Here is a 24025-nt window from a genome sequence, read left to right on the forward strand (position 1 = left end):
TCTATCGACCAAGAATATGACTTCTATATATCGAAATGAGGGGAGAGTTTCAAGCTCTGTGACGAATTTCTGCGCGTCTGCAGCCGTTCTGCGATTTTAGCGCCGCATGCAGCCGCACATACCGCTTCCCGCCTGGCAAGGGCCGGCCGTTCAAACCGCAATGTGCCCTGCTGGCCAAAAATCATCCAGACAAATGGATTCAGGCTTTTATAAGGGCCGAAAATGCCGAATTCATGCTGCCGCAATGCATTTTCGCATGGCTGCCGTGCGCTGCAGGACCTAACCCTTTCGAGTTAACTCGCCTATCTATGCTGCATCGCAACATAACTGCGAAAGGAATGAGCCATGACCAAGAGACATATGCCTTACAAGATCAGCCGCTTTCTCAACGTATTCGGCAGTGCCGTTGCTGTTGCTTCTGCAACACGCCTCGGTCATCAGCCGGTCCCGTCGGATCTGCGCAATCTCGGCATTGACCCTGTTCAGTTCAGCACGATCCACCGGAATTAATATCCCGGTGGACTGGGCCGATCGCTGATCAGTCTTCGTTTGCGGCAAGCTGCGACAGCACCTTGCCTTTGCCCCGTGCCCGCAAGATCAGTGGCACGACCACGGCACAGACCGCCAAAACAAGCAGAATGATCGCAATGGGCGACCCGACCAGCACGGTAACGTCGCCCTGGCTGATAGCCAGCGCACGGCGCAATTGCTGCTCGGCCATCGGCCCAAGGATCAGGCCGACCACAACCGGCGCAATCGGATAACCGAACCGGCGCAGAATATACCCCATGACACCGAATGCCAGCAGCATGCCAAGCTCGAATGTCGACGGGTTGGCGCCGATGGTGCCAAGCGTGGCGAACACGAGAATCCCGGCATAGAGCCAGTGCCTCGGAATGGACAGCAAGCGCACCCAGAGCCCGATCATCGGCAGGTTCAGCACCAGCAGCATGAAATTGGCAACGAGAAGGCTGGCTATGAGCCCCCACACAATCTGCGGGTTCGTGGCAAACAGCAACGGTCCGGGCTGCAACCCGAATTGCTGGAAACCGGCCAGCATGATGGCTGCGGTTGCCGTGGTCGGCAGCCCAAGCGTCAGAAGCGGAACCAGCGTTCCGGCGGCCGACGCATTGTTGGCAGCTTCCGGACCTGCAACACCTTCAATGGCGCCATGGCCGAATTCCTCCGGTTTCTTCGCCAGCTGCTTCTCCACCGAATAGGACAGGAATGTGCCGATCTCGGCGCCGCCCGCCGGCATGGCGCCGATGGGAAAACCGATGATTGTGCCGCGCAGCCATGGTTTCCATGACCGCGACCAGTCTTCCCTGTTCATCCACACCGATCCCTTGACCGGCTCGATCTTTTCATCCCCGCCGTAACGGGCAGCCGCGACACTGAGAGTCTCGCCGATTGCAAACAGGGCAACGGCAAGAGTGGTGACCTCCACGCCATCCAGCAGGTCGGGAATACCGAACGCCAGCCGCGCCTGCCCCGTCTGCAGGTCGATGCCAACCAATCCGAGGGCAAGGCCGAGAAAGAGCGCCGTCAGCCCGCGCAGGGTTGAATCGCCGAAGGCGGCAGATACTGTCATGAATGCCAGGATCATCAGGGCAAAATACTCGGCCGGGCCGAACGACAGCGCAAATTTGACGATTGTCGGCGCAATCAGCGCGAGCCCAAGCGTTGCAATCAGACCGGCAACAAAGGAACCGATGGCGGCCGTTGCCAACGCGGGCCCTCCGCGCCCGGCCCGGGCCATCTTGTTGCCTTCCAGCGCCGTGACGATGGAAGCGCTTTCCCCCGGCGTGTTCAAAAGGATCGACGTGGTCGAGCCCCCATACATGCCGCCATAGTAAATACCGGCAAACACGATGAGTGAACCCGCCGGGTCAAGCTTGTAGGTGACCGGCAAAAGCAGCGCCACCGTCAGCGCCGGCCCGATGCCGGGCAGAACGCCGACAGCGGTACCGAGCGTGACGCCGACGAGCGCATAAAACAGGTTCATCGGCTCCAACGCGACCAGAAAGCCGTGGGCGAGGAGTGTAAATGTATCCATGGCTGTGATGCCTTTTAAATGAGGTGCTCAAGCGGCCCGGCAGGAAGCGACAGTTGCAGCCCCTTGGCGAAAATGATCCAGACGACGAAAGACAGGACGATCCCGATTGGAATGGTCATCCACAGCGGCCTTTTGCCAAAACCGCGGGCTGTCGCTGCAAACAATATGCCGGTTGCGATGGAAAAGCCGACCGTGTTCAGGAGCAGCATCTGTGCGGCAAGCCCGCCGACAATCCAGATGACAGGGCCAAATTCCTGCGCTTCGCGCTCGGGGAAATCCCCGCGCCAGGCTTCAATGCCGGTCCAGACGGACAACACGAAAAGACAGCCGGATATGGCGTAGGGAAACGCGCCGGGGCCGATGCGCGTGGTGCTTCCACCGTGGGCAGTCGCAGTGCTGTAGACGATAACAGCTGCAACCAGAGCGAGAACGACGGCTATGACAAGCGCCGCCCTGTCAGGGCGGCGCGTTGCGGATGTAGACACGGTGTTTGTCATTTTACCAGGCCGATATCTTTCAGGATTGCCGATGTTGCTTCGGTATCCTTCGCCAGCTGCGTCTTGAACGCATCACCGGCAAGATAGGTATCGGCCCAACCCTTGGTGGCAAGCTGATCCTGCCACGCCTTCGACTTCACCATCTTCTCGACATCGGCGCTGATGGCAGCTTCCTGCTCCTTGGAAATGCCGGGAGCCGCAGCAACCATGCGCCAGTTCTGGATCGCTACGTCAACGCCGCCTTCCTTGAATGTCGGCGCATCAACGCCTTCGACCTTCGCATCGCTGGAAATACCGATGATACGCAGCGTGCCAGCCTTGATCTGCGATTCGAATTCACCGTAACCGGAAATCCCGACCGTCACCTGATTGCCGAGAATGGCAGCCAGCGCTTCGCCACCGCCGGAGAAAGCGATGTAATTGACCTTGGTCGGATCAACCCCCGCCGCCTTGGCAATCAGGCCGGCGGTGATGTGATCCGTCCCGCCAGCCGAGCCACCGCCCCAGGATACGGAACCCGGATCGGACTTCAGCTTTTCCACGAGATCGGCCATGCTCTTGATCGGCGACGAGGCGGGGACAACCAGCGCTTCGAACTCACCGGTCAGGCGGGCAATGGGGGTAACCTGGCTAAGATTGACCGGCGACGCGTTGGTCAGGATGGCGCCGACCATGACGTAACCGCCGACGATCAGCTGCGCCGGATCGCCTTTCGCCGAATTGGCAAACTGGGCAAGACCAATGGTGCCGCCAGCGCCGGGAACATTGACCACCTGAACGCTTCCGGAAATCTTCTCATCCTGCAGCACGGACTGGATGGTGCGGGCGGTCTGATCCCAGCCGCCGCCGGGAGCGGCAGGTGCCATGATCTTGTAATCGGCAGCAAAGGCCGAACCCGACACAATCATCGCGCCGGCAGCAGCGAAAGCAAGCAACATTTTACGCATTGTAGAAATCCTCCCGTGACAGCATTCCGCCGTCTGTTTTTGCTGGATCTTTGAAGAAGCCGGGAGGCGGCAACAGTCAAAGCCATGAATTGACGCCAAGCGCGCAATTCAACGTATACCCATAAACTATAGGACAGCCTCCCAGCGGTCTCCTCATGCTCAGATTGACAGGAGAAAACTGTCTGGAAGCTGTCACGTATCGGGGAAGACCAGCCAATATCAGCCGGATTGGCGCATCAGCAGCGTGAAAAAGTCAGGTAAGCGCCGACACGCCCTTCGCGATGCGCTTTCTGCTCATAGCGGGTGCCGGGCCAGGCCTCATAGGGCGTATGCCAGTCGGCGGATGTTTCAGCCTGCCAGGCGAACGCGCCATGAGCGCGGCAATGCTGCAATGTCCAGTTGACGTAAGTATCGATATCCGATGCAAAACGGAACGGGCTGCCCGGCTTCAGCACACGGGCAAAACGGTCCAGGTTCTTCTGGCTGACGAAACGGCGCTTCCAATGTTTCTTTTTCGGCCAAGGGTCCGGATAAAACAGATCGATACCATCAAGCGATGCGTCCGGCAGCCAGTCCAGGACCTGCGTTGCGTCATCGTCATACAGGCGGATGTTCTTCAGGGGATTTTCATGCAGGTCGACGACGAGCTTTGCCATGCTGTTGACGAAGGGCTCGACGCCGATAAAACCGGATTTGGGAAACCGGGCAGCTTCATGCAGCAGATGTTCGCCGCCGCCAAAGCCGATTTCCAGCCGGACCTTGTCGACCTCCGCAGTAAAAAGACTGCGAAGGTCGCTGGGTGCAGGTTCCGACAGATCCAGTTTCAGCAGCGGCAGCAACTCGTCACGGATTGAGCGTTGCAGGGGCCGCAGCGTCTTGCCATTGCGTCTGCCGAAAAAAGCTTCCGTTGAACGCTCGCGCCTGGGCTCTTCTGTATCTGTCATCATCATCAATCACACTGGCCGCTTACGCAGCCAGCGCACTCTTCAACTGCTTGGCCAAATCGGTCTTTTCCCAGGAGAACGAGCCGTCACGACCGGGCTTGCGGCCAAAATGGCCATAGGCGGAGGTCTTGGCGTAGATTGGCTTGTTCAGGTCAAGATGCTTGCGGATACCCGTCGGCGAAAGGTCCATGACCTTGCGCAGGGCAGCTTCCACGGCATCTTCATTCACCTTGCCTGTCCCGTGCAGGTCAACATAGACAGACAATGGCTGGGCTACGCCGATGGCATAGGACAGCTGGATCGTGCAACGATCGGCAAAGCCGGCCGCAACAACATTCTTGGCGAGGTAGCGCGCCGCATAGGCAGCCGAGCGGTCAACCTTGGTGGTGTCCTTGCCGGAGAACGCACCGCCGCCATGGGGAGCCGCGCCACCATAGGTGTCCACGATGATCTTGCGGCCTGTCAGGCCTGCGTCACCATCCGGTCCGCCGATAACAAACTTGCCGGTCGGGTTGATGTACCAGACACAATTGTCGGCAATCTTGAGATCGCCCAGCGCTTCACGGATGTAGGGTTCAACGACCTTGCGAACCTTCTTGGAATCCCAGCTGGCATCCAGATGCTGTGTGGAAAGAACGATCTGGGTTGCTTCCGCCGCAACACCATCGACGTAACGAACCGTCACCTGGCTCTTGGCATCCGGGCCAAGCCGTCCGGCCTCGCCTTCGCCCTTGTGGCGGGCAGCCGCGAGAAGTTCAAGGATCTTGTGCGAATAATAGATCGGAGCCGGCATCAGGTCCGGTGTTTCGCGGCAGGCATAACCGAACATGATGCCCTGGTCGCCCGCGCCTTCTTCGCCCTGACGGTCAGACGCATTGTCGACGCCCTGTGCGATGTCGGCTGATTGCGGATGCAACAGCACATCGATTTTCGCTGTCTTCCAGCTGAACCCGTCCTGCTCATACCCAATATCGCGGATCGCGCGGCGTGCGGCAGCGCGGAAGCGTGAGGGATTGATGACCGGATGACCCTTGGCGTCGTGAACCACGGCGCCGTTCTTGTCTTTCTTGAGCAGCGTGTCGGGGACACGCACCTCACCGGCAATAACGACCCGGTTGGTCGTTGCCAAGGTTTCGCAAGCAATACGCACCGTCCACGGGTCAACGCCCGTTTTCTTTGCTTCCTTATAAATCATGTCGACGATTTCATCGGAAATGCGGTCGCAAACCTTATCTGGATGACCTTCCGATACAGACTCACTGGTAAAAAGATAGGAACTGCGTGTCACGGGAAACCCCTCTTGAAACAAACGTGCACTCATTCCACGGGAAATGAGCCTGCGTAGTGTTTGCCAAGGTCCAAGGATTCAGTCAATTGCTTTCGTTTTCAAACAAACAGCATTGGGAGAATTTTTCTGCTGTTTGAGCGGAAAGACCGGCAGTCCGGCAGAATTCAGCCTTCGGGATCTTCCTCGTGGCTCAATGTCCTGACCAGATCGAGAATCTTGCGGCGGATCTTCGGATCGCCGATTTTGGCGAAGGCGCGTGCAAGCTGAATTCCCTCGGAGCTGTTGAGAAAACCCACAACATAGGTGTTGTCGCTTTCTTCCTCAAACCCCGGCACCTTCTCCGGTTGATCAGGCATATCGTCAAAGAAAAACGTGACGGGAACATTGAGAACGTTACCAATCGCTTGCAGACGGCTGGCACCGACCCGGTTGACACCCTTCTCGTATTTTTGAATTTGCTGAAATGTAATTCCCAGGCTATCGCCTAGTCGTTCCTGACTGAGGCCAACCATATTCCGGCGCAGACGGATTCGGGCGCCCACGTGGACGTCAACTGGGTTCGGTCGCTTTTTATTATCGGGCATGAAAATCTCATTCGTATGAAATGGGGCTGAAAACTAATTTTATCATCAATGTATCAACAGACCAAATATAACGGTATTCGACAGGGCAAAGGTGAAAAAGTCAACCGAGACGCCTTCTGTCCCGATAAAAATACGCCAGTACGGCGGCAAAAAGCAGACCGATTACAATCAGAAATTGAAATCTGCGTAAGCCTTCACTTAATGGTAGTTGAACCTTACCGGGAAGCGCCGCATCGACCACACCCACTGCATTCAGCGCCAGGGCATCAATGATTCGACCATAGGGATCGACAACCGCTGATAGTCCATTGTTGGCGGCCCGGACAAGCGGCATGCCCTGCTCGACCGCACGCAATTGCGCCTGGCGGAAGTGCTGGTACGGGCCGGGCGTATCGCCGTACCACGCATCATTGGTAACGTTGATGATCGCATCGGCCGCCGCGCCCTGATACCCCATTTCAGCCGGGAAAATCGCTTCATAGCAGATGAGCGGCAAAGCGGTGAGATTGTCTTTCACCTTGAGCGACTGCTTGGAGGAGCCTGCGGTAAAGCCGCCGGGCATTTCTACAACCTCGCTCATCCCCAGGCTGCGCAGGATGCCTTCGAGCGGCAGATATTCCCCGAACGGAACCAGGTGCACCTTGTCCGCGGCGCCCGTAATCTCACCGGTGTCATTGATGCTGTAGATCGTGTTGTAGTACAGCGGCGGCTGATTGCCTCCCGGCTCTTCCATCCGCACGGCCCCGGCCAGCAGCACCTGTCCCTCTTTCAGCATCCCGGCAATCGCCTGCAGCGCGTCGGGGGTTTTTGTCAGGATATAGGGCACGGCAGTTTCCGGCCAGACAATCACTTCAGGTTCGGGAGCGCCGGATCGGGCAGGCCTGCCGCTCATGGCCAGATACTTATCCAGAATATCGCGGCGCGCTTCGACATCGAACTTCAGGTCCTGCGCAATTGACGGCTGTACGATGCGCACATTGGGGCCCTTCGTGACGAGGCTTGCTGTCTGCAACCTGTAAACCCCGTACCCCGCATGGGCGCATATCAGGATCAACGCGACAACCAGGCCTGTTCTGATATCCCGGCGGCCCGCAAGCAATGCGGGTATGGAAAACACCAGAACAGCCAGCGCATTCATGCCCAGGAGACCGACAAAGACCGATGACTGCATGAGAACGGGCACCGGCATTGCCGCGTAACCGATCGCATTCCAGGGAAAGCCGGTCAGCACAAAGGATCGCAGCCACTCCGTGATGCCGAAGGCAAAGGCCAGCGACAGAATGCGGCCCAGCCCCTCGCTCCAGAACAGCCGCGCCAGCGCTGTGGCAAAGGCATAGAAAATGGCGAGAAAGGCCGGTAGCCCGAGCACGGCAAGCGGGATGGCCCAGGCAAAATCGGCAGCATCCACCAGCAGCGCATTCCCCAGCCACCAGAGGCCGAAGACGAAATAGCCGAAACCAAACCACCAGCCAATCATGGCAGCCGGCCAAAGCCGGCGCAAAGGCCCGGCGCCCGCATTGTCGACGGCACCGTCGATCAGCCAGACAAGAACCGGAAAGGAGATGAAGCAAACGGCAAAAAAATCATAGGGCGGCAGCGCGAAACTGGCCAGCGCGCCCATGAGAAATGCCAGCGCAACACGCTTCCATCCCCACAGCAGGATGATTTTTCCGGCCAGACGCTGGATCATGCCATGCCCCACCCTTGGTGATTTTTCGTCAATATTAGCGGGTGAGACTTGCGCCAATCATTCGTCCATTTCAGCGGGTTCATCCGCCGCACCCGGACGCGGAGAACGCGGGCGGCGCTCGGCATGGCGCAGCGGCACGATGCGGACCTTGCGGATACGGCGGGGATCGGCTTCCAGCACATGGAACTCGTAGCCCGGAACCGCCTGGACCATCTCGCCGCGCACGGGGATACGCCCGAGAATCGAAAAAATGAGGCCGCCGACCGTATCGACATCTTCGCCATGTTCGCCAACGACAAAGCCGGGCCCGATCTTTCCGGCAACCTCTTCAAGATCGGCGCGCGCATCGGCAATGAAGACGCCTTCCGGCTCTTCCATGATCATCACTTCGTCGTCGTCGTGCTCATCTTCAATATTGCCGACGACCATTTCGACGATATCTTCCAGCGATACCAGGCCGTCGGTCCCGCCATACTCGTCGATAACCAGCGCGATCTGAATGCGTTGTGCCTGCATGCGGCCCATCAGATCATTGGCAAGCATCGACGGCGGCACGAAAAGGATCGGCCGCATGAGGCTGAGTTCCGCAATGGTCTTGGTCAGCTCAACATTGCCCAGATCAAACTTGGCAGCCGCCGGTGCCTTGGGTGCCTTCGCCGAAGTTCGGCGCTGGGTCTTCACCCTGGAAATCTTGGTGATGTAATTGACCACGTCGCGGATATGCACCATGCCGCGGGGATCATCCAGGGTTTCGGCGAAAACCGGCATGCGCGAATGCCCGGATTTTTCGAAAACCTCGAGCAGATCGCCAAGTGTCGTGGTGATATCAACCGCCTCGATATCGGCGCGGGGGATCATCACGTCCTCCACGCGCAATTCGCGCAGGCGCAGGATGTTGTGAAGCATGGCGCGTTCTTCCGGCGAAAACGCCGTATCGCCATTATCCGTACCTGCCAGCGCCGCATCGATATCCTCTCGCAAGGATGTGCCCGGGCGAGCGCGCAGAAATGGAAAAATTGCAGTGAGAAGCGAGCGCTTTTCGGTTGCGGGCGCTCTGGTGCTACTTTGCCCCTCGGCGTCACTCTCCTGCCCGGTTATGCCCTTGGCGGGCGCGGCAGGATCGTTCTGGTGCGACGTGTCAGACATGGTCCTCAATCGGATTGATCGTCAGTGACCGATAGCGCATATGGGTCGGGAATGGCAAGATGCGCGAGAATTTTACGCTCCAGATCTTCCATCTCTTCCGCCTCGCTCTCGATAATATGATCATGGCCCAGCAGATGCAGAAAGCCGTGCACGATCAGATGCGTCAAATGATGGTCGAAAGATTTCTGTTCGTCCGCCGCCTCGCGCTCGACCGTTTCCCGCGCGATGACGATGTCGCCGAGCATGGGGCCGGGTTTCTGGCCGGGCTTGACCGGAAAGGCCGGAAAGGACAGGACATTGGTTGGCTTGTCCTTGTCGCGCCAGTCATTGTTCAGTTCCCGGATCGCCGCGTCGCCGGTGAAGACGAGGCTTAGTTCACTCTCCGGTTGTTCCCCGCCATCCAATATCTGCCATGCTGCAGCAATAGCCTTTTCGGCAAGCGCCCGTAATGCAGCCTCGTCGGGCCAGCCGCCGGTTTCAACGAGAATATCGATATCGATCAAAATGTACCATCACATGTTGGATATCTTTGATGATCAAAGATACGTCAGGGCTTGGCGCCTTCCTTGTCGTAGGCACGGACAATGGCCGCAACCAGCGGGTGCCTGACAACATCGACATCGGTAAAGCGAACCGTGACGATACCGCTGACGCCGTCGAGAATCTTCAAGGCTTCGACCAATCCGGACTTCTGCCCGCTGGGCAGGTCGATCTGGCTTGGATCGCCGGTGATGATCATGCGGGCATTTTCACCCAGACGCGTCAGGAACATTTTCATCTGCATCGATGTCGTGTTCTGCGCTTCATCGAGAATGATCGCCGAATGGGCGAGCGTGCGCCCGCGCATGAAAGCCAGCGGCGCGATTTCGATCACACCGGCCGCGATGGCCCGCTCCACCTTGTCGGCAGGCATCATGTCATACAGCGCGTCATATAGCGGCCGCAGGTAAGGATCGACTTTTTCCTTCATGTCGCCGGGCAGGAATCCCAGGCGCTCGCCGGCCTCCACGGCCGGGCGCGACAGAATGATCCGGTCCACCAGGCCGCGCTCCAGAAGCATGGCGGCATGGGCAACGGCCAGATAGGTCTTGCCGGTACCGGCGGGGCCGACGCCGAACACCATTTCCGAGCGGTCGAGCGCCCGCATATAGGCGTCCTGCGTGGGTGTGCGGGCAAAAATCGTCTTCTTGCGGGTCGATATCTGGGCAGCAGCCATCTTGCTCTTGTTTTCCATGGTGGGAAGCGTCAATTGATCGTCGGCGGCAATTGCCATGCGCAACGCACCATCCACATCGGACGCCGAGATGTCGTGGCCCTTCTGCAACTGCTCATAGAGCTGATCGAGAGCCCTGCGGGCCTGTTCGGTCGCGCCCGGTTCGCCGCGGATCGCAAGCTGGTTTCCCTTGGAGCGGACATCGACACCCAATTTCTGCTCGATGCGGGCGAGGTTCTCGTCGAACTGGCCGAACAATGCGCTTGCCAGCCGGTTGTTGTCGAATGTCAGTACGATATGCGCCAGATCCGAGGCCCCTGACGGAGCGGGTTTCAGCTTTTCGGTGGCGGTCAATCGGCTCTCCTTACCAAAAGGTGTTCAGTGCTTATATAGTCCCGTCGCTCGTCGTTTCCATCTCACGAACCCCAATCAGGCTGTTGGTTCCCGTGCCGATGATTCGTACCCTGATTATGTCGCCGATTTCCCCGCCATGTACATCGATAATTACAGGTTGTAACCAAGGAGATCGGCCGACCATCTGTCCGGGTTCCCGCCCGGCCTTTTCGATCAGCACGTCCATGGTCTTGCCGGTCAGGCTGCGCTGGAACGCATATTGCTGTTCCGACAGCAATGCCTGCAGGCGCTGCAACCTTTCGTCCTTCACGGCTTCGGGGACATGGTCCTCCATATCAGCGCCTGGCGTACCGGGACGCGGCGAGTATTTGAACGAATAGGCCGCGGCATAGGTGACATCGCGCACGATCTGCAGCGTCGCCTCGAAATCTTCGTCTGTCTCACCGGGAAAGCCGACAATGAAATCACCGGAAAGGGCAATGTCCGAGCGTGCCTCGCGAATCCGGTCAATGAGCCGCACATAATCCACAGCCGTATGTTTGCGGTTCATGGCCTTGAGGATGCGGTCCGACCCCGATTGAACCGGCAGGTGCAGATAGGGCATGAGCATCGGCAGGTCGCGGTGGGCATGGATCAGCGTGTCATCCATATCGCGCGGATGGCTGGTCACGTAGCGCAGGCGCACAATGCCGGGTATCTCCGCCAGCCGGTACAGCAATTCGCCCAATCCCCACTCGCGCCCGTCGGCGCCTTCGCCATGCCAGGCATTGACGTTCTGGCCAAGCAGGGTCAGTTCGCGCACACCGGCATCCGCCAGCTTTTCGGCTTCCTTCAGGATCTGCGCGACCGGCCGCGAGACTTCCGAGCCACGGGTATAGGGCACCACGCAGAACGTGCAGAACTTGTCGCACCCTTCCTGAACGGTGAGAAATGCGGTCACACCGCGGCTTCTCGTCTGCTCCTTTTGCGGAACGGGCAAATGCTCGAACTTGTCTTCAATGGCATATTCGGTTTCCACGACCCGCTCGCCCCGCCGGACGCGGGCAAGCGCCTGCGGCAGACGATGATAGGTCTGCGGACCAACCACCAAGTCTACCACCGGCGCACGGCGGGTGATCTCGTCACCTTCCGCCTGCGCCACGCAACCGGCGACGCCGACCGTGAGTTCACGGCCTTCTCGCGCGCGGGCATCCTTCATCTTGCGCAGGCGGCCAAGCGCGGAATAGAGCTTTTCCGAGGCCTTCTCGCGGATATGGCAGGTATTGATCAGCACCAGATCGGCATCATCGGCCGTATCGGTGGGGCTATAGCCTTCCGCCGCCAGACTGTCGGTCATACGCTGGCTGTCATAGACATTCATCTGACAGCCATAGGTCTTCACATAGACCTTGCGCGTGTTCGCAAGTGCTGGCGAAATGGGTCGGGTTCCGGATGTCTCGTCCGGTTTATGCGGGGTGCTGATATCGTCCATGCGAGGCTTCTAAAGCTTTTTGCGCTCTTTGAGAATAGCTGAGTCGACGGGAGCGGCTGACTCCGGCGTTTCATCTGCCGGCGCGACAAGATCCCGCCCGAGAAGCGACGACAGCATCATCTCCCTTACCCGCTTCTCCATCAGCCGGGCCAGGGTCTTGCGGTTTGTCTTGCTGTCGATCGTCATCGGCTCGCCAAACCAGACATCGACATCGATGGCGCCATCCTTCAAAAGCCCGATCAGACTGGGCCCCAGCGGCACGTCGCCCGGCCACGAAATGATCGGGCGATGGAAGCGGCCCATCGGCATGCCGTGTACGCGCGTATAGGCGATGGCAACGGGTTGCACCGTCACTGTTTCCACGCTGGTTTCGCGAATGGCCACCTGGGCGGCACCAAACAATGACGTCTTGAAGGGCAGGACACGATTGCCATCGGAGGTCGTCCCCTCGGCAAACAGCACCATGACGTCACCGGCGGCCAGACGGGTTGCAATCTCGCTCGCCTGATCATGGGTCTTGCCGCGCTTTTCCCGCTCCACGAAGACGGAGCGCTGCAATTTGGAGAGCATGCCGAACAGCGGCCAGCTGGCAACTTCGATCTTGGCGATGAACGACAATTCCTTGAGGGCGCCCAGCACCACAATATCGGTCCACGATGCGTGATTGGCCGCCAGCAGCAACGGGCGCTGCGTTGCCATGTCCCCATGCATGTGGATACGCAGGCCAAGCAACCTGGCAACGATGCGGTGATAGAAAATCGGAAATCTCTTGCGCAAACCCCAGCCGGCCTTGAGGAAAAAATATTGCAATGGCACCGAGATCAGGGTGACCAGCGCAAAAGCCGTTGCCGTGACGGTGAACCGAACCCAGGACATCATGTCAGCGCGCCCGCTTCAGATCACGGCGCATGGTCAGGGCCGCTGAGCGTCCGCCCGCAGTTTCATAATAACCGGGACGTTTGCCCACCTGCTTGAAGCCAAGACGGCGGTAGAGTGTCAGGGCCGGCATATTTGTCTCATCCACCTCGAGGAACAGCATTTCCGCCCGGGCATTGTGCAGATGACGTAAAGTCGCGTCCATCAGGGCGTGGCCAAGACCACGGCGTTGTTCAGATGGCGCGACCGCAATGGTCAGGATTTCTGCTTCATCGACAACCAGCCTCGCCAGCACGAAGCCGCCGGGGGGAGCGGACCGCTTGCCCTCTTCCCGCGCGATGAAGCCGAAAACATTGCCTTGCATCATCAGCGCCAGGAATTCCTCATCGCTCCACGGCTGGCTGAATGTCAGGGCATGCAGCTTTGCCAGGTGGATCGAATCCGCGTTCACCAACGGTTCGACGACAAAGGGACGGTTGCGCAGATTACCGAGGGGAAAGCCCATCATTCCGAGACCTTCCTTCGCAGGACAAAACCCTGCTGCGGCTTGACATCGAGCCCGCGCAGATAGAGGGGTTTTGGCGCTTCGCCATCAACCGCGCGCAGAGCGCCCAGGCGGGCAAAGGCTTCGATCGTTCCCGTCGACGTGGTCACGGCCACATCAAGCTTGTGTTCCATGCCGTCATTGACGAGCGCCGCACCCGAACCGGACAGGACCAGATCGCCCGGCCGTTCCGACAAGGCAGAGAACACCTCCGGCAGGGTTGTCACACCGGGCGCCGAATCCGCGGACCCATCCGGCGCAAAGAACTGCGCATAGATCTCATCGCGCCGCGCATCGATAATCGCCAGGACGGGACGCCCCGGAAATGCACGCCGTGCATCAAAAGCCAATGCTTCAAGTGTGCTGACACCCGCGACCGGGCATTGCAAGGCAAGTCCAAAGCCGCGCGCCGTGGAAACGCCGACGCGCACGCCCGTAAACGATCCGGGGCCGATGCTGACCGCAATCTTGCCGATGGCACTGATCGATACCGCTGCGTGTTTCAATGTCTGCTCAATGAAGGCCATTAAACGTTCAGCATGTCCCTTGCCAATATCTTCGCTTGTTGCCGCCAGCACAGTCCCGGTTTCGACATCGAGAACAGCAACGGAGCAACGAGTGGAGGCCGTATCAAGCGCAAGCAGTTTCATGGCCAATCGCGTAAACAAGAATCAGCCAGCAAACAAGTAGTGTTCGGGGTGGCATTCATTAATCTGGTCAAAATTGCAGAAGGCTTTTCGACCCGAATGCCGATTATCGCCTTGATCGGGAAGGCCGAATCCAGTGCCCCGTCTCCATCACGGAAAGTCAACGCCGAGTTGCAAGCGAGCGGCAGCGGCAGCCAGCCTCTTGTCTCTGCTCCACACGCGCGTGCCCGGTGTTAGCCGTATTGCCGCCAGCAGGTGCGCGTCGACATAGCCGATACCAAGACCGAACAGCGCTTCGGCATCGATAAAATGCAGAACCTCCTCTTCATTGGCTACTTTCACCTGCGGCAGATCGCGAAGGGCAGCCAGGATGAGGTCACGTTGCCGTAGGACGCCTAAAGCGATTTCTCCGACAATAAACGGATGAACCATGATCTGATTGGTGTTGAGACGCAGTTTTAATTCGGCATCGCCAACACGCAAATGATCAATCCATATCGACGTATCGGCAAGGATCACGCATCCGATCCGATGCGGCGGCGGGGTATTGTGCTCAAACCGGGTTCACTTCCCCCAAGAAGCGCCAACCGGCGTGCGCTCTCACGTTCGATCAAAGCCTTGAGGGCTTCGCGAATGAGAGCAGACTTTTCATGCAATCCCGTGAAATCCTGTGCTTTGGCAATAAGGTCGTCGTCAAGAGCAAGTGTGGTACGCATGTCCGGCTTCCTGGTTCAGGCACGATTTTAGCATCGAATAATGCGGCAAACAATGCATACTAAAGTTCACCTGCGCGCCGCCGGCCGTCCGGCAAGGCACGGCCGAAGGTCCTGATCAATTATCCATGATCAGCGCCAGCGGCGCCCTGAACCGCGCGACAAGCCCTTCTTTCTCATATTGGATATCGGCATCCCCGGTGCCCGACAGACCGAAACGGATCAGGCGTGAGCCAAACCCTTTCTTGTCAGGGGCGGTTGTCGCCGGACCGCCGCTCTCGCGCCATGTCAGCGCAAACTCCATCTGTGATTGGGCACGTTGAATTTCCCAACTGATCTCCACAGTGCCCTGCCTGTTGGACAGCGAGCCATATTTCAAAGCGTTCGTGGCAAGCTCATGCAGCAACAATGACAGGGACAGAACGGCCTTTGGTCCCAGATTGAGATTGGGACCGCGCAGGATGAATTGCGATGTTTCACCATGCAATGCCAGAACGCTCTCCAGCACCGAGCGGATACGCGCCGCCGACCAGTTCTGATGCAACAGCACATTGTGCGCTGAGCTGAGTGCCATCAGGCGCTGCTTGAATGCCTCGACCGCATCCTGCGGCGCATCGCGCAATGTCTGCGTGGCAATGGCCTGGACCATGGTCAGCGTGTTTTTCAGGCGATGACTCAATTCCTGATTGAGAATGCCCTGCTCATGTTCAGCCTGCAGCTTGGCAATCGCCGCATAGGTCCGGTCGGCAATGCTGACGACAAACTGAATCTCGTCGGTCTGCCAATCCCTTGGATTTTCATCGTGAACGAACATCAGCCCCACGAGTTCACCGGCATGCATCAGCGGAACATTGATGAACGACCGGGCCTGAAGGGCGGCATAGCCGTCATAGTCCTGTGTCAGCCAGTCCGTACCCGGTATGTCGGAGACGGCAATTGGAATGCCGATCTGCGAGTTCTTGATCGTTGCCTTGAAATTGACCAGGGAGTGGCGGCCCGCCATGGACTTCAGCGCGGCCCCGCTCCAATCACGCTCGACATTGAAAAGATCCGCCGTCAGATCGATGATGGCAAAACCCGCACGTCCAGCGCCCAGATTCTCACCTAAAATCCTCGAGGCAATTTCCGCAGCTTCATCGGTTGTATGGGCGTCGCGAATGCTGTCGCCGAGTTCGAGAAGGGCAGCCTGGCGGATTTCTGCCTGCTTGCGCTTGGTGACATCCTGGACCGTGCCGCGAAAAAACGCGGGCTGGCCGGCGTCGTCATGGACGAGCTCGCCACGGCGGCTCAGCCAGCGTAACGACCCGTCATCGACACGGCGGATCCGGTATTCGATGTCAAGCATGACGTTCCCATCAAGGCGCGACGATTGATCGGAGACCAGATGCCTGTCGTCCTCATAGGTCAGCGCCTCGAACGTGGGAGCGGAATACTGCTCGCTTTCCGCCAGCCCGTACAGCCGGCACATTTCGGGGGTGACACGGGCAATGTTGGTTTTGAGATCAAGTTCGAATGCCCCGATGCCGCCCGCCTGCTGCGCGGGACCGAGCCATCCATCGACCCTGTACTGCTTGTTGCGCGCCGCCTCGCTCGACAGAGCCCGTTTCAGGCTGGAGCGAATCGACCGCCGCTGCTGCAGAACAACATCGTTGCGGTCTTCCAGCACGCGGCGCAACTCGAGAATGGTGATGACCTGCTCGGCAAGGTCCTGAAGGGCCTCGGTTTGTGCGTCGGTCAGTCCGCCGGGGCGCGGCACGCTGTCGATCACGCATAGGGTTCCGATCGCCTCACCGCTCGGTGTATTGAGAACTGCTCCGGCGTAGAACCGGATATGGGGTTCTCCCGTCACCAGCGTGTTGTTTCGGGTTCGCTCGTCCAGCGTGAGATCCGGAATGATCAGCACGGAACCCGTTGGCAGCGCATGTGCGCAAACCGATTGCTCGAGGGGTGTTTCGCAGGTCTCAAACCCGGACCGCGCCTTGAACCATTGCCGGTCGCCAGCAACCAGGCTGATCAAAGCAACCGGCGTCTCGCAAATCTGTTTGGCAAGAGAAACAATGTTATCGAACGCCGGCTCCGGCGGTGTATCGAGGACATCATATTCGGCAAGGGCAGCTAGCCGATGAGCGTCCTGCAGAACTGAATGGGGCAAATCGCTCATGGATAAACCCAATCGCCAAATTATGTGAGAGACACAGGAGTTTTCGTGATTATCAAATAGTCTAATTCTGCACCGTGACAATTGCTATTTGCGAATTCCTACGATCCGCGTGTCTGCAGGGAGACATGCGCTTGCGGCCGCGCTAGTCCAACGCCTTCTTCAACCAGATGCAGTCATGGCCCGGTGGCATGCCTTCCAGTCTGCCGAATTCCACATAACCGTGTTTCCGGTAAAACTCCGGCGCCTGAAAGGTAAATGTTTCAAGATAGACACCAACACATCCGCGCGCCCGGCCAACCTCTTCCGCTTCGCCGAGCAAGCGCGAGCCCGTCCCGCCCTTTCGCCCATCGGCGGACACCCAGAGCCAGTCGACGAACAGCCAGGAGAAGGATGACCATCCCTTGACGCCGCCCTGTACCTTGCCGTCCGCATCGCGCGCAATAATCCAGAAGTCCTCGGCATTTTCCGGTCCGGCCTTCGATGTATTGAAACCCTCAAGTCCCGCCTCGATGGCCAGCTGCGTTGCCTCATCAGGTTCCGCTTCGCGGGTTATCGTCAACATGGTCAGACCTCCGATTGCATCCGGGCAAGGATGGTTAGGACTATCCGGCTGGGATAACAAGATGATGGCAATGCTCCTGATCGGAAAAGCATCGGGCATCCGTCAGGATATGGGGCAGCTTCCGGCGGTCACATCGAAACTCTTGGCTGCAAATTCGCGCCCGTGCGTGTCTTGCAGTGAAAAGGTCCAGACACCGGAAACCAGTTCGTAGCTTTTCTCGAACACCCATCCCGCATAGCGCTGCTGCCGGATGGCGCCGTCGGGCCAGCTGCTGCGCTGCATGCTGCGGCCATCGGGCGTGTGAATCACCGGATGCCGGACAATGATCATGACCGGCACGACCTGAAAATCGGGGATGTTGAAAGCGGCATACATCACGCCGAAACTGGTCCCGAGGCAGGCGATGATTTTGTCGGCCCTGACAACGTCCACCGGCCCGTCAACAAGCCGGTTATAGCCGGTCGGCGTATCCGGTGCCGCTTCAGTGCCGACATCCTTCGCCCGCGTCAGCCCCCAGCTGAGGATTTCAATGGCGGGTTCTGCACCCTGCGTCCTCGCAGGCCCCGGCCCCGCCAGCAATGCCGGCAGCACCAGAGCCAGGAGGCGAAGAGCGCGCATTGGCTGCTAGGCAGCCGCGCGCTTGGCTTTCAGTTCCAGCCTGCGGCGGTGCAGGACCGGCTCGGTATAGCCGTTCGGCTGCGCCCGCCCCTTGAACACCAGATCGCAAGCCGCCTGAAACGCCACCGAGGCATCGAAATCCGCAGCCATCGGCTGGTAGTGCGGATCGCCTTCATTCTGCTTGTCGACGACACCGGCCATGCGCTTCAGCGTTTCCAGAACCTGCGCCTCGCCGGCGACGCCATGATGCAGCCAGTTGGCGATGTGCTGGGCGGAAATGCGTAAGGTGGCGCGGTCTTCCATCAGGCCGACATTGTTGATGTCAGGCACCTTGGAGCAGCCGACGCCCTGATCCACCCAGCGCACGACATAACCCAGAATGCCCTGGGTATTGTTATCGAGTTCGCGCTGAATATCGTCCGGTGTCCAGTTCGGCCGCGAAGCGACCGGCACCGACAGGATATCGCCGAGTTTGGCGCGGCCGCGCGTCTTCAGCTTTGCCTGTACCTCGGCCACATCAACCTTGTGATAGTGGGTGGCATGCAGCGTGGCGGCCGTCGGCGACGGCACCCATGCAGTGTTGGCACCGGCCTTCGGATGGGCAATCTTCTGTTCGAGCATGGCTGCCATGAGGTCCGGCATGGCCCACATGCCCTTGCCGATCTGCGCATGGCCGGAAAGGCCGCATTCAAGCCCGACATCGACATTCCAGTTTTCATAGGCGCCGATCCAGGATGCCTGCTTCATGTCACCCTTGCGGATCATCGGACCCGCCTCCATGGAGGTGTGGATCTCGTCGCCGGTGCGGTCGAGGAAGCCGGTATTGATGAAAACAACCCGTTCCTTTGCCGCGCGGATGGCTTCCTTGAGGTTGACCGTCGTGCGGCGCTCCTCGTCCATAATGCCCATCTTCATCGTGTTGGGCTGCATGCCGAGCAGCGCTTCAACGCGTCCGAACAGCTCCGAGGCAAAGGCGACTTCTTCCGGGCCGTGCATTTTCGGCTTGACGACATACATCGAACCGGCACGCGAATTCATGCGGCGGCCCTTGGGGCCGACGTCGTGCAGGGCAATCAGACCGGTGATTGCCGCATCCATGATGCCTTCCGGCACCTCATTGCCATCCTTGTCGAGGATAGCCGGATTGGTCATGAGGTGACCGACATTGCGCACCAGCATGAGCGAACGGCCGGGCAGTGTCAGCGGCTTGCCGTCTTTCCCTGTATAGTCGCGGTCGGGATTGAGCTTGCGCGTGACTGATTTGCCGCCCTTTTCAAATGTATCCTGCAAGTCGCCGTTCATCAGGCCGAGCCAGTTGCGATAGACGACAACCTTGTCTTGCGCATCGACGGCAGCAACGGAATCCTCGCAGTCCTGAATGGTCGTGAGTGCCGATTCCAGCACCACATCGGCAATATTGGCAGGATCGGTTTTCCCGATGGGATGACCGGCATTGATGACGATCTCCACATGCATGCCGTTCTTCACCAGGAGAACGGAGGATGGACTGGACGCATCGCCCTTATAGCCGACGAACTGCGCCGGATCCTTCAGCGACGGGGCAACCCCATTGGCAGTCCTGAGCACAAGGGCGCCGTGATCGATGGAAAGACCGGTCACATCGGCCCAGCGTGCACCATCGAGCGGCGCACTGTCGTCGAGAAAGGCCTTGGCCCAGGCGATAACCTTGGCGCCGCGCAGCGGATTGAATGCCTTGCCTTTTTCCGCGCCACCGGTTTCCGGAATGGCATCGGTGCCGTAGAGCGCATCGTAAAGCGAACCCCAGCGCGCATTGGCCGCGTTGAGCGCGTAGCGGGCGTTCATGACAGGCACAACCAGCTGCGGTCCAGCCGTTACCGCGATTTCCGGATCGACATTGTCGGTAGAAACCGAGAATGTTCCGCCCTCGGGCAGCAGATAGCCGATTTCGCGCAGGAACGCTTCATATTGCTCCGGTGTGTATCCCGTCTCGCGCTTTTCGCGATAGAACGCGTCAAGCTTTTCCTGAAATGCATCGCGCTTGGCGAGCAGGGCCCGGTTCTTCGGCGACAGGTCATCGACGATGGCGGCCAGTCCCTGGAAGAAGGCATCGGCATTGACCGGCGTTCCGGTGACCGCTTCATGTGCCACGAAGTCGTAGAGCTCTTTCGCCACCTTCAGACCATTGATCTCGACCCGCTCGCTCATACCATACTCCTTCAGATTTTCTGTTAGCGTATCCTTGAACACACCAAAGCATTCCCCGTCAATTCATCCTAAATGAACATGATTTATGCCATAATGGAAATAATCAATCAGTGGGCGATGCGGGGCCTGCCCGTGGCGGTTGCAACCAGCACCGCTTCGATAAATTTTCGCTGATCCTCAACCGTTGCCGCGCTGATGTTTCGGGCAATCGTTACCTGTGCTTCATCGGTACCGGCTTCCAGCGCAAAACTGCGAACCTGCTCCTGCAGTGTTTCCTCGGCAAAGGCAATCGCCAGTTCTTCCTCCTGAAAATCCTTCACAGCCTCTCCCGCCGCCACGCGGAAAATCCCTTCAACGGGCTGGCTGATGTAGGCCTCGACCGACACGCGCACCTGTCCGACGACAGCTCCCAGCGCATTGGCGACATCGGTGTCGACGGGAACAATGCTCGGGGCGCCCAGCATGGTTCCGACAGCGGGATAATAGACGGGAGCGGAAGCACCCAGGCCGATCAGCGGCCGGTCGATATCAAGTTTGATGCCGGCAATGCCGCCTTCGCCGGAAAGCGCCCTTTGGGTCAGTGGGCTGGCCACCATGTCAGGACCATCCAATCCATCCTCGGCAAAGACGGTTTCCAGCACCACTTCCGACGAGCGGCGGATGAGTGCGTCATAGGTGCGGCGCGAAATCTCTTCCGGCGTATCACACAAAGGGCGGCCCGCCCCATCCTTGCGCCGGGCATAGAGAATGGCGCCGTAGCGCGCCGCCTCGCCGTTCCAATTGTTCTGCAGGTGGAGGACATGGCAGGCATCGGACGGCGTGAAACCCGAGAGATGAACGAGCCCGCGCGCCACCAGCCGGTTGATCGTCGCGGTCTGGGAAACGGAATTCAAAAGCCGGTCGAGCGGCTGCGGTTCACCGGTGATCCGCACGTAAAGCTCGGCTTCGCCCTTGCTCAATCCCGAAGCCATTTGTTCGGGCACGCCGGTCCGCAGCACGAAACGCCCGTCCAGACGTCCAGGATTGGCCGTCTTCACCTGCCGCGCCAGATGATCGATGACCGTTGCGCCGTGATTGGCTGCAAGCAGGGAGAGCGGTACCAGGCGCCTTGGTCCAAGCATGATGCGCGGTGCCATGGCATTGTCGTCCAGCGACACTTCGGAATCGCCCCCCAGTCCGAATGTGCGCATGGCCACCGCCTCGACCATGGTGCGGAAACCGCCGACGGTGGCGCCGTTGGGATCGAGTCGGGGACGGCCATTGTCGAGAACAGCAACGTCCGTGGTTGTTCCGCCAATGTCGGACACGATGGCATTGTCGAGGCCCGTCATATGGCGTGCGCCGACAAGGCTGGCAGCCGGTCCCGACAGAATCGTTTCAATCGGGCGGTGCCGCGCAAATGCCGCCGAGACCAGCGCGCCATCGCCGCGCACCACCATGAGCGGCGCATGAATGCCGCGCCGGTCGAGAAATCCCTCCGTCGCCGCCACGAGACGGTCAATCATCGCGATGAGCCGGGCGTTGAGGACGGTCGTCAGGGCACGGCGCGGACCGTTCAGCTTGGCCGAAAGCTCGTGACTGCATGTGACAGGCAGACCCGTCTGCGCCCTTACAAGATCGCGAACGGCAATCTCATGTTCGGGGTTGCGTACGGCAAAATAGGCGCAGACGGCAAAGCCCGTCACCTCATCCTTGAGGCGCGGCAAGGCCTCCTGCAGCGCCGAGACATCGAAGGGCTGCGGACGGCCATAGACATCGTGGCCACCCGGCAGGAAGACAACGGGATCGGAGCCAAGGGCAGACCCAAGGTCCGCCTTCTCCAGATCGGCTGGCGAGAACCCGACCATGACAAGGGCGATCCGCCCGCCCTGCCCTTCGACAAGGGCATTGGTGGCCAGTGTGGTCGACATGGAGACAAGGCGGATATGGCCCGGATCAATGCGAGCCTCTTCGACAATGCGTTCGACCGCCCCGGAGATGCCGACACTCAGATCGTGGCGCGTGGTCAGAGCCTTGGCCTTGGCGATGACGCCGCGCGCCTCCGACCAGAGAACCGCATCCGTATAGGTGCCGCCCGTATCAATACCGAGGAAAATCGCGTTCTCTATCTGTGAATCAGCCATGATGCCCTGCGCCGTTTGTGGCAGGGTTATCCCATGACGGCGCAGACGACCAGTGGTCTGATTCTGACATTTGCCGCCGCAACGGCACAACAGTGCCGGAACTATTCGAATCTTGTTACGTGACGGCCCGTTACGTCACGGCTGGGATGACCGTTAATCCTCGTCCACCACGCGCAGGCGCAGTTGGCCCGTTGCCGATGCTGCCGAACGGCTGGCATCCGGTCCCTTTGCAGGTTCGCCGGCCGCCGGATCGACAAATTCGAGCGCCTCGATCTTCTGGCCGCGCTTTGTCACCTTGCCGGACGAGACGAGAATATCGTCAATATCCTTGCTGGCCTGACCGAAATGCGTCTGCAGCCGCCGGACCCGGTCATCCAGACGCCCGACATCTTCCATCAGGCGGATCACCTCGCCCTGGATGAGATGCGCCTGCTCGCGCATGCGCACATCCTTGAGCACCGCCTGAATGACCTGAATGGACAGCATCAGCAGCGATGGCGAAACGATGACGATGCGCGAACGATGGGCCTTCTGCACAATGCCTTCGAAATTCTCGTGAATCTCGGCAAAGATGGATTCCGACGGCACAAAGAGAAACGCCGTATCCTGGGTTTCGCCATTGATCAGGTATTTTTCCGACACATCGCGAATATGGATTTCGATATCCCGGCGGAACTGGGCAAGCGCCAGCTTCTTCGTGTCCGGCGTTTCGGACTCGCGGATGGCATTCCACGCTTCCAGCGGAAATTTGGCGTCGATGACCAGATTGGGAGCGCCATTCGGCATGCGAACGATGCAATCCGGCCGGCTTCCATTGGAGAGCGTGGCCTGAAACTCATAGGCCCCCTGCGGCAGGCCATCGGCAATGATGGTTTCCATGCGCGCCTGGCCGAAAGCGCCGCGCGTCTGCTTGTTGGCGAGGATCGCCTGCAGCTGGACAACCTGTCCGGCCAGCGACTGGATATTGTTCTGTGCGGTATCGATGACCGCCAGCCGCTCCTGCAATTTGGCCAGATTTTCATGAGTCGACTGCGTCTGTTCGGTCATAGTCTGGCCGATGCGGCTGGTCATTCCGTCAAGGCGCTCGCGGATCGACTGGTTGAGTTCAGCCTGGCGGGAGCCGAAAAGTTCGGCCATGGTCTGCATGCGGCCCTGCATCTCGGACTGGCTCTTCAGGATCTCAGCCATCCGCACTTCCGCATCGCGCGCACGGTCTTCCGCCTGTACTTCCGCGATCAGCCGTATCCGCGCCGAACGCCAGAGCGCAATCCCGCACAGGACGATGGCAAGGGCAACGATGACAGCCGCGGTCATCAGCGCGGTGCCGACCGATATTGAACTGGCACCAAGCTGAAACAATGGCTGGTCGAGTGAATGTGATGTTTCCATGGCAAGCAGACTAAC

General features: G+C 59.2%; 23 protein-coding genes. 1 reads left to right on the forward strand and 22 read right to left on the reverse strand.

Annotated features, from left to right (window positions below; all coding sequences use genetic code 11):
* Window positions 1-345 precede the first annotated feature (345 nt).
* Window positions 346-510 carry a hypothetical protein gene (locus ACTJJ7_RS21770; RefSeq protein ID WP_165401755.1) on the forward strand — a complete coding sequence of 55 codons (165 nt, stop codon included), beginning with the start codon at window positions 346-348 and terminating at the stop codon, window positions 508-510.
* 28 nt (window positions 511-538) lie between these two features.
* Here the strand turns inward: ACTJJ7_RS21770 and ACTJJ7_RS21775 are convergent, their stop codons facing one another.
* The 22 genes from ACTJJ7_RS21775 to ACTJJ7_RS21880 all read right to left on the reverse strand — a co-directional run bounded on the left by ACTJJ7_RS21775 (window position 539) and on the right by ACTJJ7_RS21880 (window position 24010).
* Window positions 539-2056: a tripartite tricarboxylate transporter permease gene (locus ACTJJ7_RS21775; RefSeq protein WP_440968793.1), complete on the reverse strand. Its 1518-nt coding sequence runs from the start codon at window positions 2054-2056 to the stop codon at window positions 539-541.
* 14 nt (window positions 2057-2070) lie between these two features.
* Window positions 2071-2553, reverse strand: a complete 483-nt coding sequence (locus ACTJJ7_RS21780) for a tripartite tricarboxylate transporter TctB family protein (protein ID WP_105736720.1) — start codon at window positions 2551-2553, stop codon at window positions 2071-2073.
* Window positions 2550-3500: a Bug family tripartite tricarboxylate transporter substrate binding protein gene (locus tag ACTJJ7_RS21785; protein WP_105736722.1), complete on the reverse strand. Its 951-nt coding sequence runs from the start codon at window positions 3498-3500 to the stop codon at window positions 2550-2552. The genes ACTJJ7_RS21780 and ACTJJ7_RS21785 overlap by 4 nt, the downstream gene beginning before the upstream one ends.
* Before the next feature lie 236 nt (window positions 3501-3736).
* Window positions 3737-4444, reverse strand: coding sequence for a tRNA (guanine(46)-N(7))-methyltransferase TrmB (gene trmB / locus ACTJJ7_RS21790; protein WP_130269424.1), 708 nt, complete (start codon window positions 4442-4444; stop codon window positions 3737-3739).
* A gap of 22 nt (window positions 4445-4466) precedes the next feature.
* Window positions 4467-5732 carry a methionine adenosyltransferase gene (metK, locus tag ACTJJ7_RS21795; RefSeq protein ID WP_199537979.1) on the reverse strand — a complete coding sequence of 422 codons (1266 nt, stop codon included), beginning with the start codon at window positions 5730-5732 and terminating at the stop codon, window positions 4467-4469.
* A gap of 164 nt (window positions 5733-5896) precedes the next feature.
* Complete coding sequence (locus ACTJJ7_RS21800; RefSeq protein WP_110003306.1) at window positions 5897-6316, reverse strand: helix-turn-helix domain-containing protein; 420 nt, start codon at window positions 6314-6316, stop codon at window positions 5897-5899.
* Window positions 6317-6416: 100 nt separating this feature from the next.
* Complete coding sequence (gene lnt, locus ACTJJ7_RS21805; protein ID WP_440968794.1) at window positions 6417-8006, reverse strand: apolipoprotein N-acyltransferase; 1590 nt, start codon at window positions 8004-8006, stop codon at window positions 6417-6419.
* 57 nt (window positions 8007-8063) lie between these two features.
* Window positions 8064-9152 carry a hemolysin family protein gene (locus tag ACTJJ7_RS21810; RefSeq protein WP_440968795.1) on the reverse strand — a complete coding sequence of 363 codons (1089 nt, stop codon included), beginning with the start codon at window positions 9150-9152 and terminating at the stop codon, window positions 8064-8066.
* Between the two features lie 5 nt (window positions 9153-9157).
* The gene (ybeY, locus tag ACTJJ7_RS21815) at window positions 9158-9655 is read right to left on the reverse strand and encodes an rRNA maturation RNase YbeY (RefSeq protein WP_130268574.1); all 498 of its coding nucleotides are present in this window, start codon (window positions 9653-9655) and stop codon (window positions 9158-9160) included.
* 44 nt (window positions 9656-9699) lie between these two features.
* Complete coding sequence (locus ACTJJ7_RS21820; RefSeq protein WP_245421245.1) at window positions 9700-10719, reverse strand: PhoH family protein; 1020 nt, start codon at window positions 10717-10719, stop codon at window positions 9700-9702.
* 31 nt (window positions 10720-10750) lie between these two features.
* Window positions 10751-12190, reverse strand: a complete 1440-nt coding sequence (miaB, locus tag ACTJJ7_RS21825) for a tRNA (N6-isopentenyl adenosine(37)-C2)-methylthiotransferase MiaB (RefSeq protein WP_440968796.1) — start codon at window positions 12188-12190, stop codon at window positions 10751-10753.
* 9 nt (window positions 12191-12199) lie between these two features.
* A complete protein-coding gene (locus ACTJJ7_RS21830; RefSeq protein ID WP_440968797.1) occupies window positions 12200-13069 on the reverse strand; it encodes a lysophospholipid acyltransferase family protein in 870 nt (289 codons plus the stop codon).
* 1 nt (window position 13070) lies between these two features.
* On the reverse strand, window positions 13071-13574 hold the full coding sequence (locus tag ACTJJ7_RS21835; RefSeq protein WP_105737770.1) for a GNAT family N-acetyltransferase: 504 nt from the start codon (window positions 13572-13574) through the stop codon (window positions 13071-13073).
* Window positions 13571-14260 carry a tRNA (adenosine(37)-N6)-threonylcarbamoyltransferase complex dimerization subunit type 1 TsaB gene (gene tsaB / locus ACTJJ7_RS21840; protein WP_105737772.1) on the reverse strand — a complete coding sequence of 230 codons (690 nt, stop codon included), beginning with the start codon at window positions 14258-14260 and terminating at the stop codon, window positions 13571-13573. Before tsaB ends, ACTJJ7_RS21835 begins: the two co-directional genes overlap by 4 nt.
* A 147-nt stretch (window positions 14261-14407) precedes the next feature.
* Window positions 14408-14776, reverse strand: coding sequence for a type II toxin-antitoxin system VapC family toxin (locus ACTJJ7_RS21845; protein ID WP_440968798.1), 369 nt, complete (start codon window positions 14774-14776; stop codon window positions 14408-14410).
* The gene (locus ACTJJ7_RS21850; protein ID WP_130268568.1) at window positions 14773-14973 is read right to left on the reverse strand and encodes a type II toxin-antitoxin system VapB family antitoxin; all 201 of its coding nucleotides are present in this window, start codon (window positions 14971-14973) and stop codon (window positions 14773-14775) included. The genes ACTJJ7_RS21845 and ACTJJ7_RS21850 overlap by 4 nt, the downstream gene beginning before the upstream one ends.
* Before the next feature lie 115 nt (window positions 14974-15088).
* Window positions 15089-17131: a GAF domain-containing protein gene (locus ACTJJ7_RS21855; protein ID WP_440968799.1), complete on the reverse strand. Its 2043-nt coding sequence runs from the start codon at window positions 17129-17131 to the stop codon at window positions 15089-15091.
* Between the two features lie 142 nt (window positions 17132-17273).
* The gene (locus ACTJJ7_RS21860) at window positions 17274-17693 is read right to left on the reverse strand and encodes a GNAT family N-acetyltransferase (protein WP_130268566.1); all 420 of its coding nucleotides are present in this window, start codon (window positions 17691-17693) and stop codon (window positions 17274-17276) included.
* Window positions 17694-17795: 102 nt separating this feature from the next.
* On the reverse strand, window positions 17796-18311 hold the full coding sequence (locus tag ACTJJ7_RS21865; RefSeq protein ID WP_440968800.1) for a DUF3859 domain-containing protein: 516 nt from the start codon (window positions 18309-18311) through the stop codon (window positions 17796-17798).
* 6 nt (window positions 18312-18317) lie between these two features.
* Window positions 18318-20498: a malate synthase G gene (locus ACTJJ7_RS21870; RefSeq protein ID WP_440968801.1), complete on the reverse strand. Its 2181-nt coding sequence runs from the start codon at window positions 20496-20498 to the stop codon at window positions 18318-18320.
* Between the two features lie 107 nt (window positions 20499-20605).
* Window positions 20606-22621 (reverse strand): hydantoinase/oxoprolinase N-terminal domain-containing protein, encoded by a 2016-nt coding sequence (locus ACTJJ7_RS21875; protein WP_440968802.1) that lies wholly within the window; start codon window positions 22619-22621, stop codon window positions 20606-20608.
* A gap of 153 nt (window positions 22622-22774) precedes the next feature.
* Window positions 22775-24010, reverse strand: coding sequence for a DNA recombination protein RmuC (locus ACTJJ7_RS21880; RefSeq protein ID WP_440968803.1), 1236 nt, complete (start codon window positions 24008-24010; stop codon window positions 22775-22777).
* Between the last annotated feature and the right edge of the window lie 15 nt (window positions 24011-24025).

It is taken from the genome of Phyllobacterium sp. 22229 (assembly GCF_052056495.1).
GTDB lineage: Bacteria > Pseudomonadota > Alphaproteobacteria > Rhizobiales > Rhizobiaceae > Phyllobacterium > Phyllobacterium myrsinacearum.

Bases quoted from the DNA above. Each gene is read 5' to 3' on its own strand.
- ACTJJ7_RS21800 (WP_110003306.1), bottom strand. From the start codon at position 6,316: ATGCCCGATAATAAAAAGCGACCGAACCCAGTTGACGTCCACGTGGGC.
- ACTJJ7_RS21860 (WP_130268566.1), bottom strand. From the start codon at position 17,693: ATGTTGACGATAACCCGCGAAGCGGAACCTGATGAGGCAACGCAGCTG.
- ACTJJ7_RS21780 (WP_105736720.1), bottom strand. From the start codon at position 2,553: ATGACAAACACCGTGTCTACATCCGCAACGCGCCGCCCTGACAGGGCG.
- ACTJJ7_RS21810 (WP_440968795.1), bottom strand. From the start codon at position 9,152: ATGTCTGACACGTCGCACCAGAACGATCCTGCCGCGCCCGCCAAGGGC.
- ACTJJ7_RS21850 (WP_130268568.1), bottom strand. From the start codon at position 14,973: ATGCGTACCACACTTGCTCTTGACGACGACCTTATTGCCAAAGCACAG.
- ACTJJ7_RS21835 (WP_105737770.1), bottom strand. From the start codon at position 13,574: ATGATGGGCTTTCCCCTCGGTAATCTGCGCAACCGTCCCTTTGTCGTC.
- ACTJJ7_RS21855 (WP_440968799.1), bottom strand. From the start codon at position 17,131: ATGAGCGATTTGCCCCATTCAGTTCTGCAGGACGCTCATCGGCTAGCT.
- ACTJJ7_RS21785 (WP_105736722.1), bottom strand. From the start codon at position 3,500: ATGCGTAAAATGTTGCTTGCTTTCGCTGCTGCCGGCGCGATGATTGTG.
- ACTJJ7_RS21875 (WP_440968802.1), bottom strand. From the start codon at position 22,621: ATGGCTGATTCACAGATAGAGAACGCGATTTTCCTCGGTATTGATACG.
- ACTJJ7_RS21775 (WP_440968793.1), bottom strand. From the start codon at position 2,056: ATGGATACATTTACACTCCTCGCCCACGGCTTTCTGGTCGCGTTGGAG.
- lnt (WP_440968794.1), bottom strand. From the start codon at position 8,006: ATGATCCAGCGTCTGGCCGGAAAAATCATCCTGCTGTGGGGATGGAAG.
- ACTJJ7_RS21770 (WP_165401755.1), top strand. From the start codon at position 346: ATGACCAAGAGACATATGCCTTACAAGATCAGCCGCTTTCTCAACGTA.
- trmB (WP_130269424.1), bottom strand. From the start codon at position 4,444: ATGACAGATACAGAAGAGCCCAGGCGCGAGCGTTCAACGGAAGCTTTT.
- tsaB (WP_105737772.1), bottom strand. From the start codon at position 14,260: ATGAAACTGCTTGCGCTTGATACGGCCTCCACTCGTTGCTCCGTTGCT.
- miaB (WP_440968796.1), bottom strand. From the start codon at position 12,190: ATGGACGATATCAGCACCCCGCATAAACCGGACGAGACATCCGGAACC.
- ACTJJ7_RS21880 (WP_440968803.1), bottom strand. From the start codon at position 24,010: ATGGAAACATCACATTCACTCGACCAGCCATTGTTTCAGCTTGGTGCC.
- ACTJJ7_RS21830 (WP_440968797.1), bottom strand. From the start codon at position 13,069: ATGATGTCCTGGGTTCGGTTCACCGTCACGGCAACGGCTTTTGCGCTG.
- ACTJJ7_RS21865 (WP_440968800.1), bottom strand. From the start codon at position 18,311: ATGCGCGCTCTTCGCCTCCTGGCTCTGGTGCTGCCGGCATTGCTGGCG.
- ACTJJ7_RS21870 (WP_440968801.1), bottom strand. From the start codon at position 20,498: ATGAGCGAGCGGGTCGAGATCAATGGTCTGAAGGTGGCGAAAGAGCTC.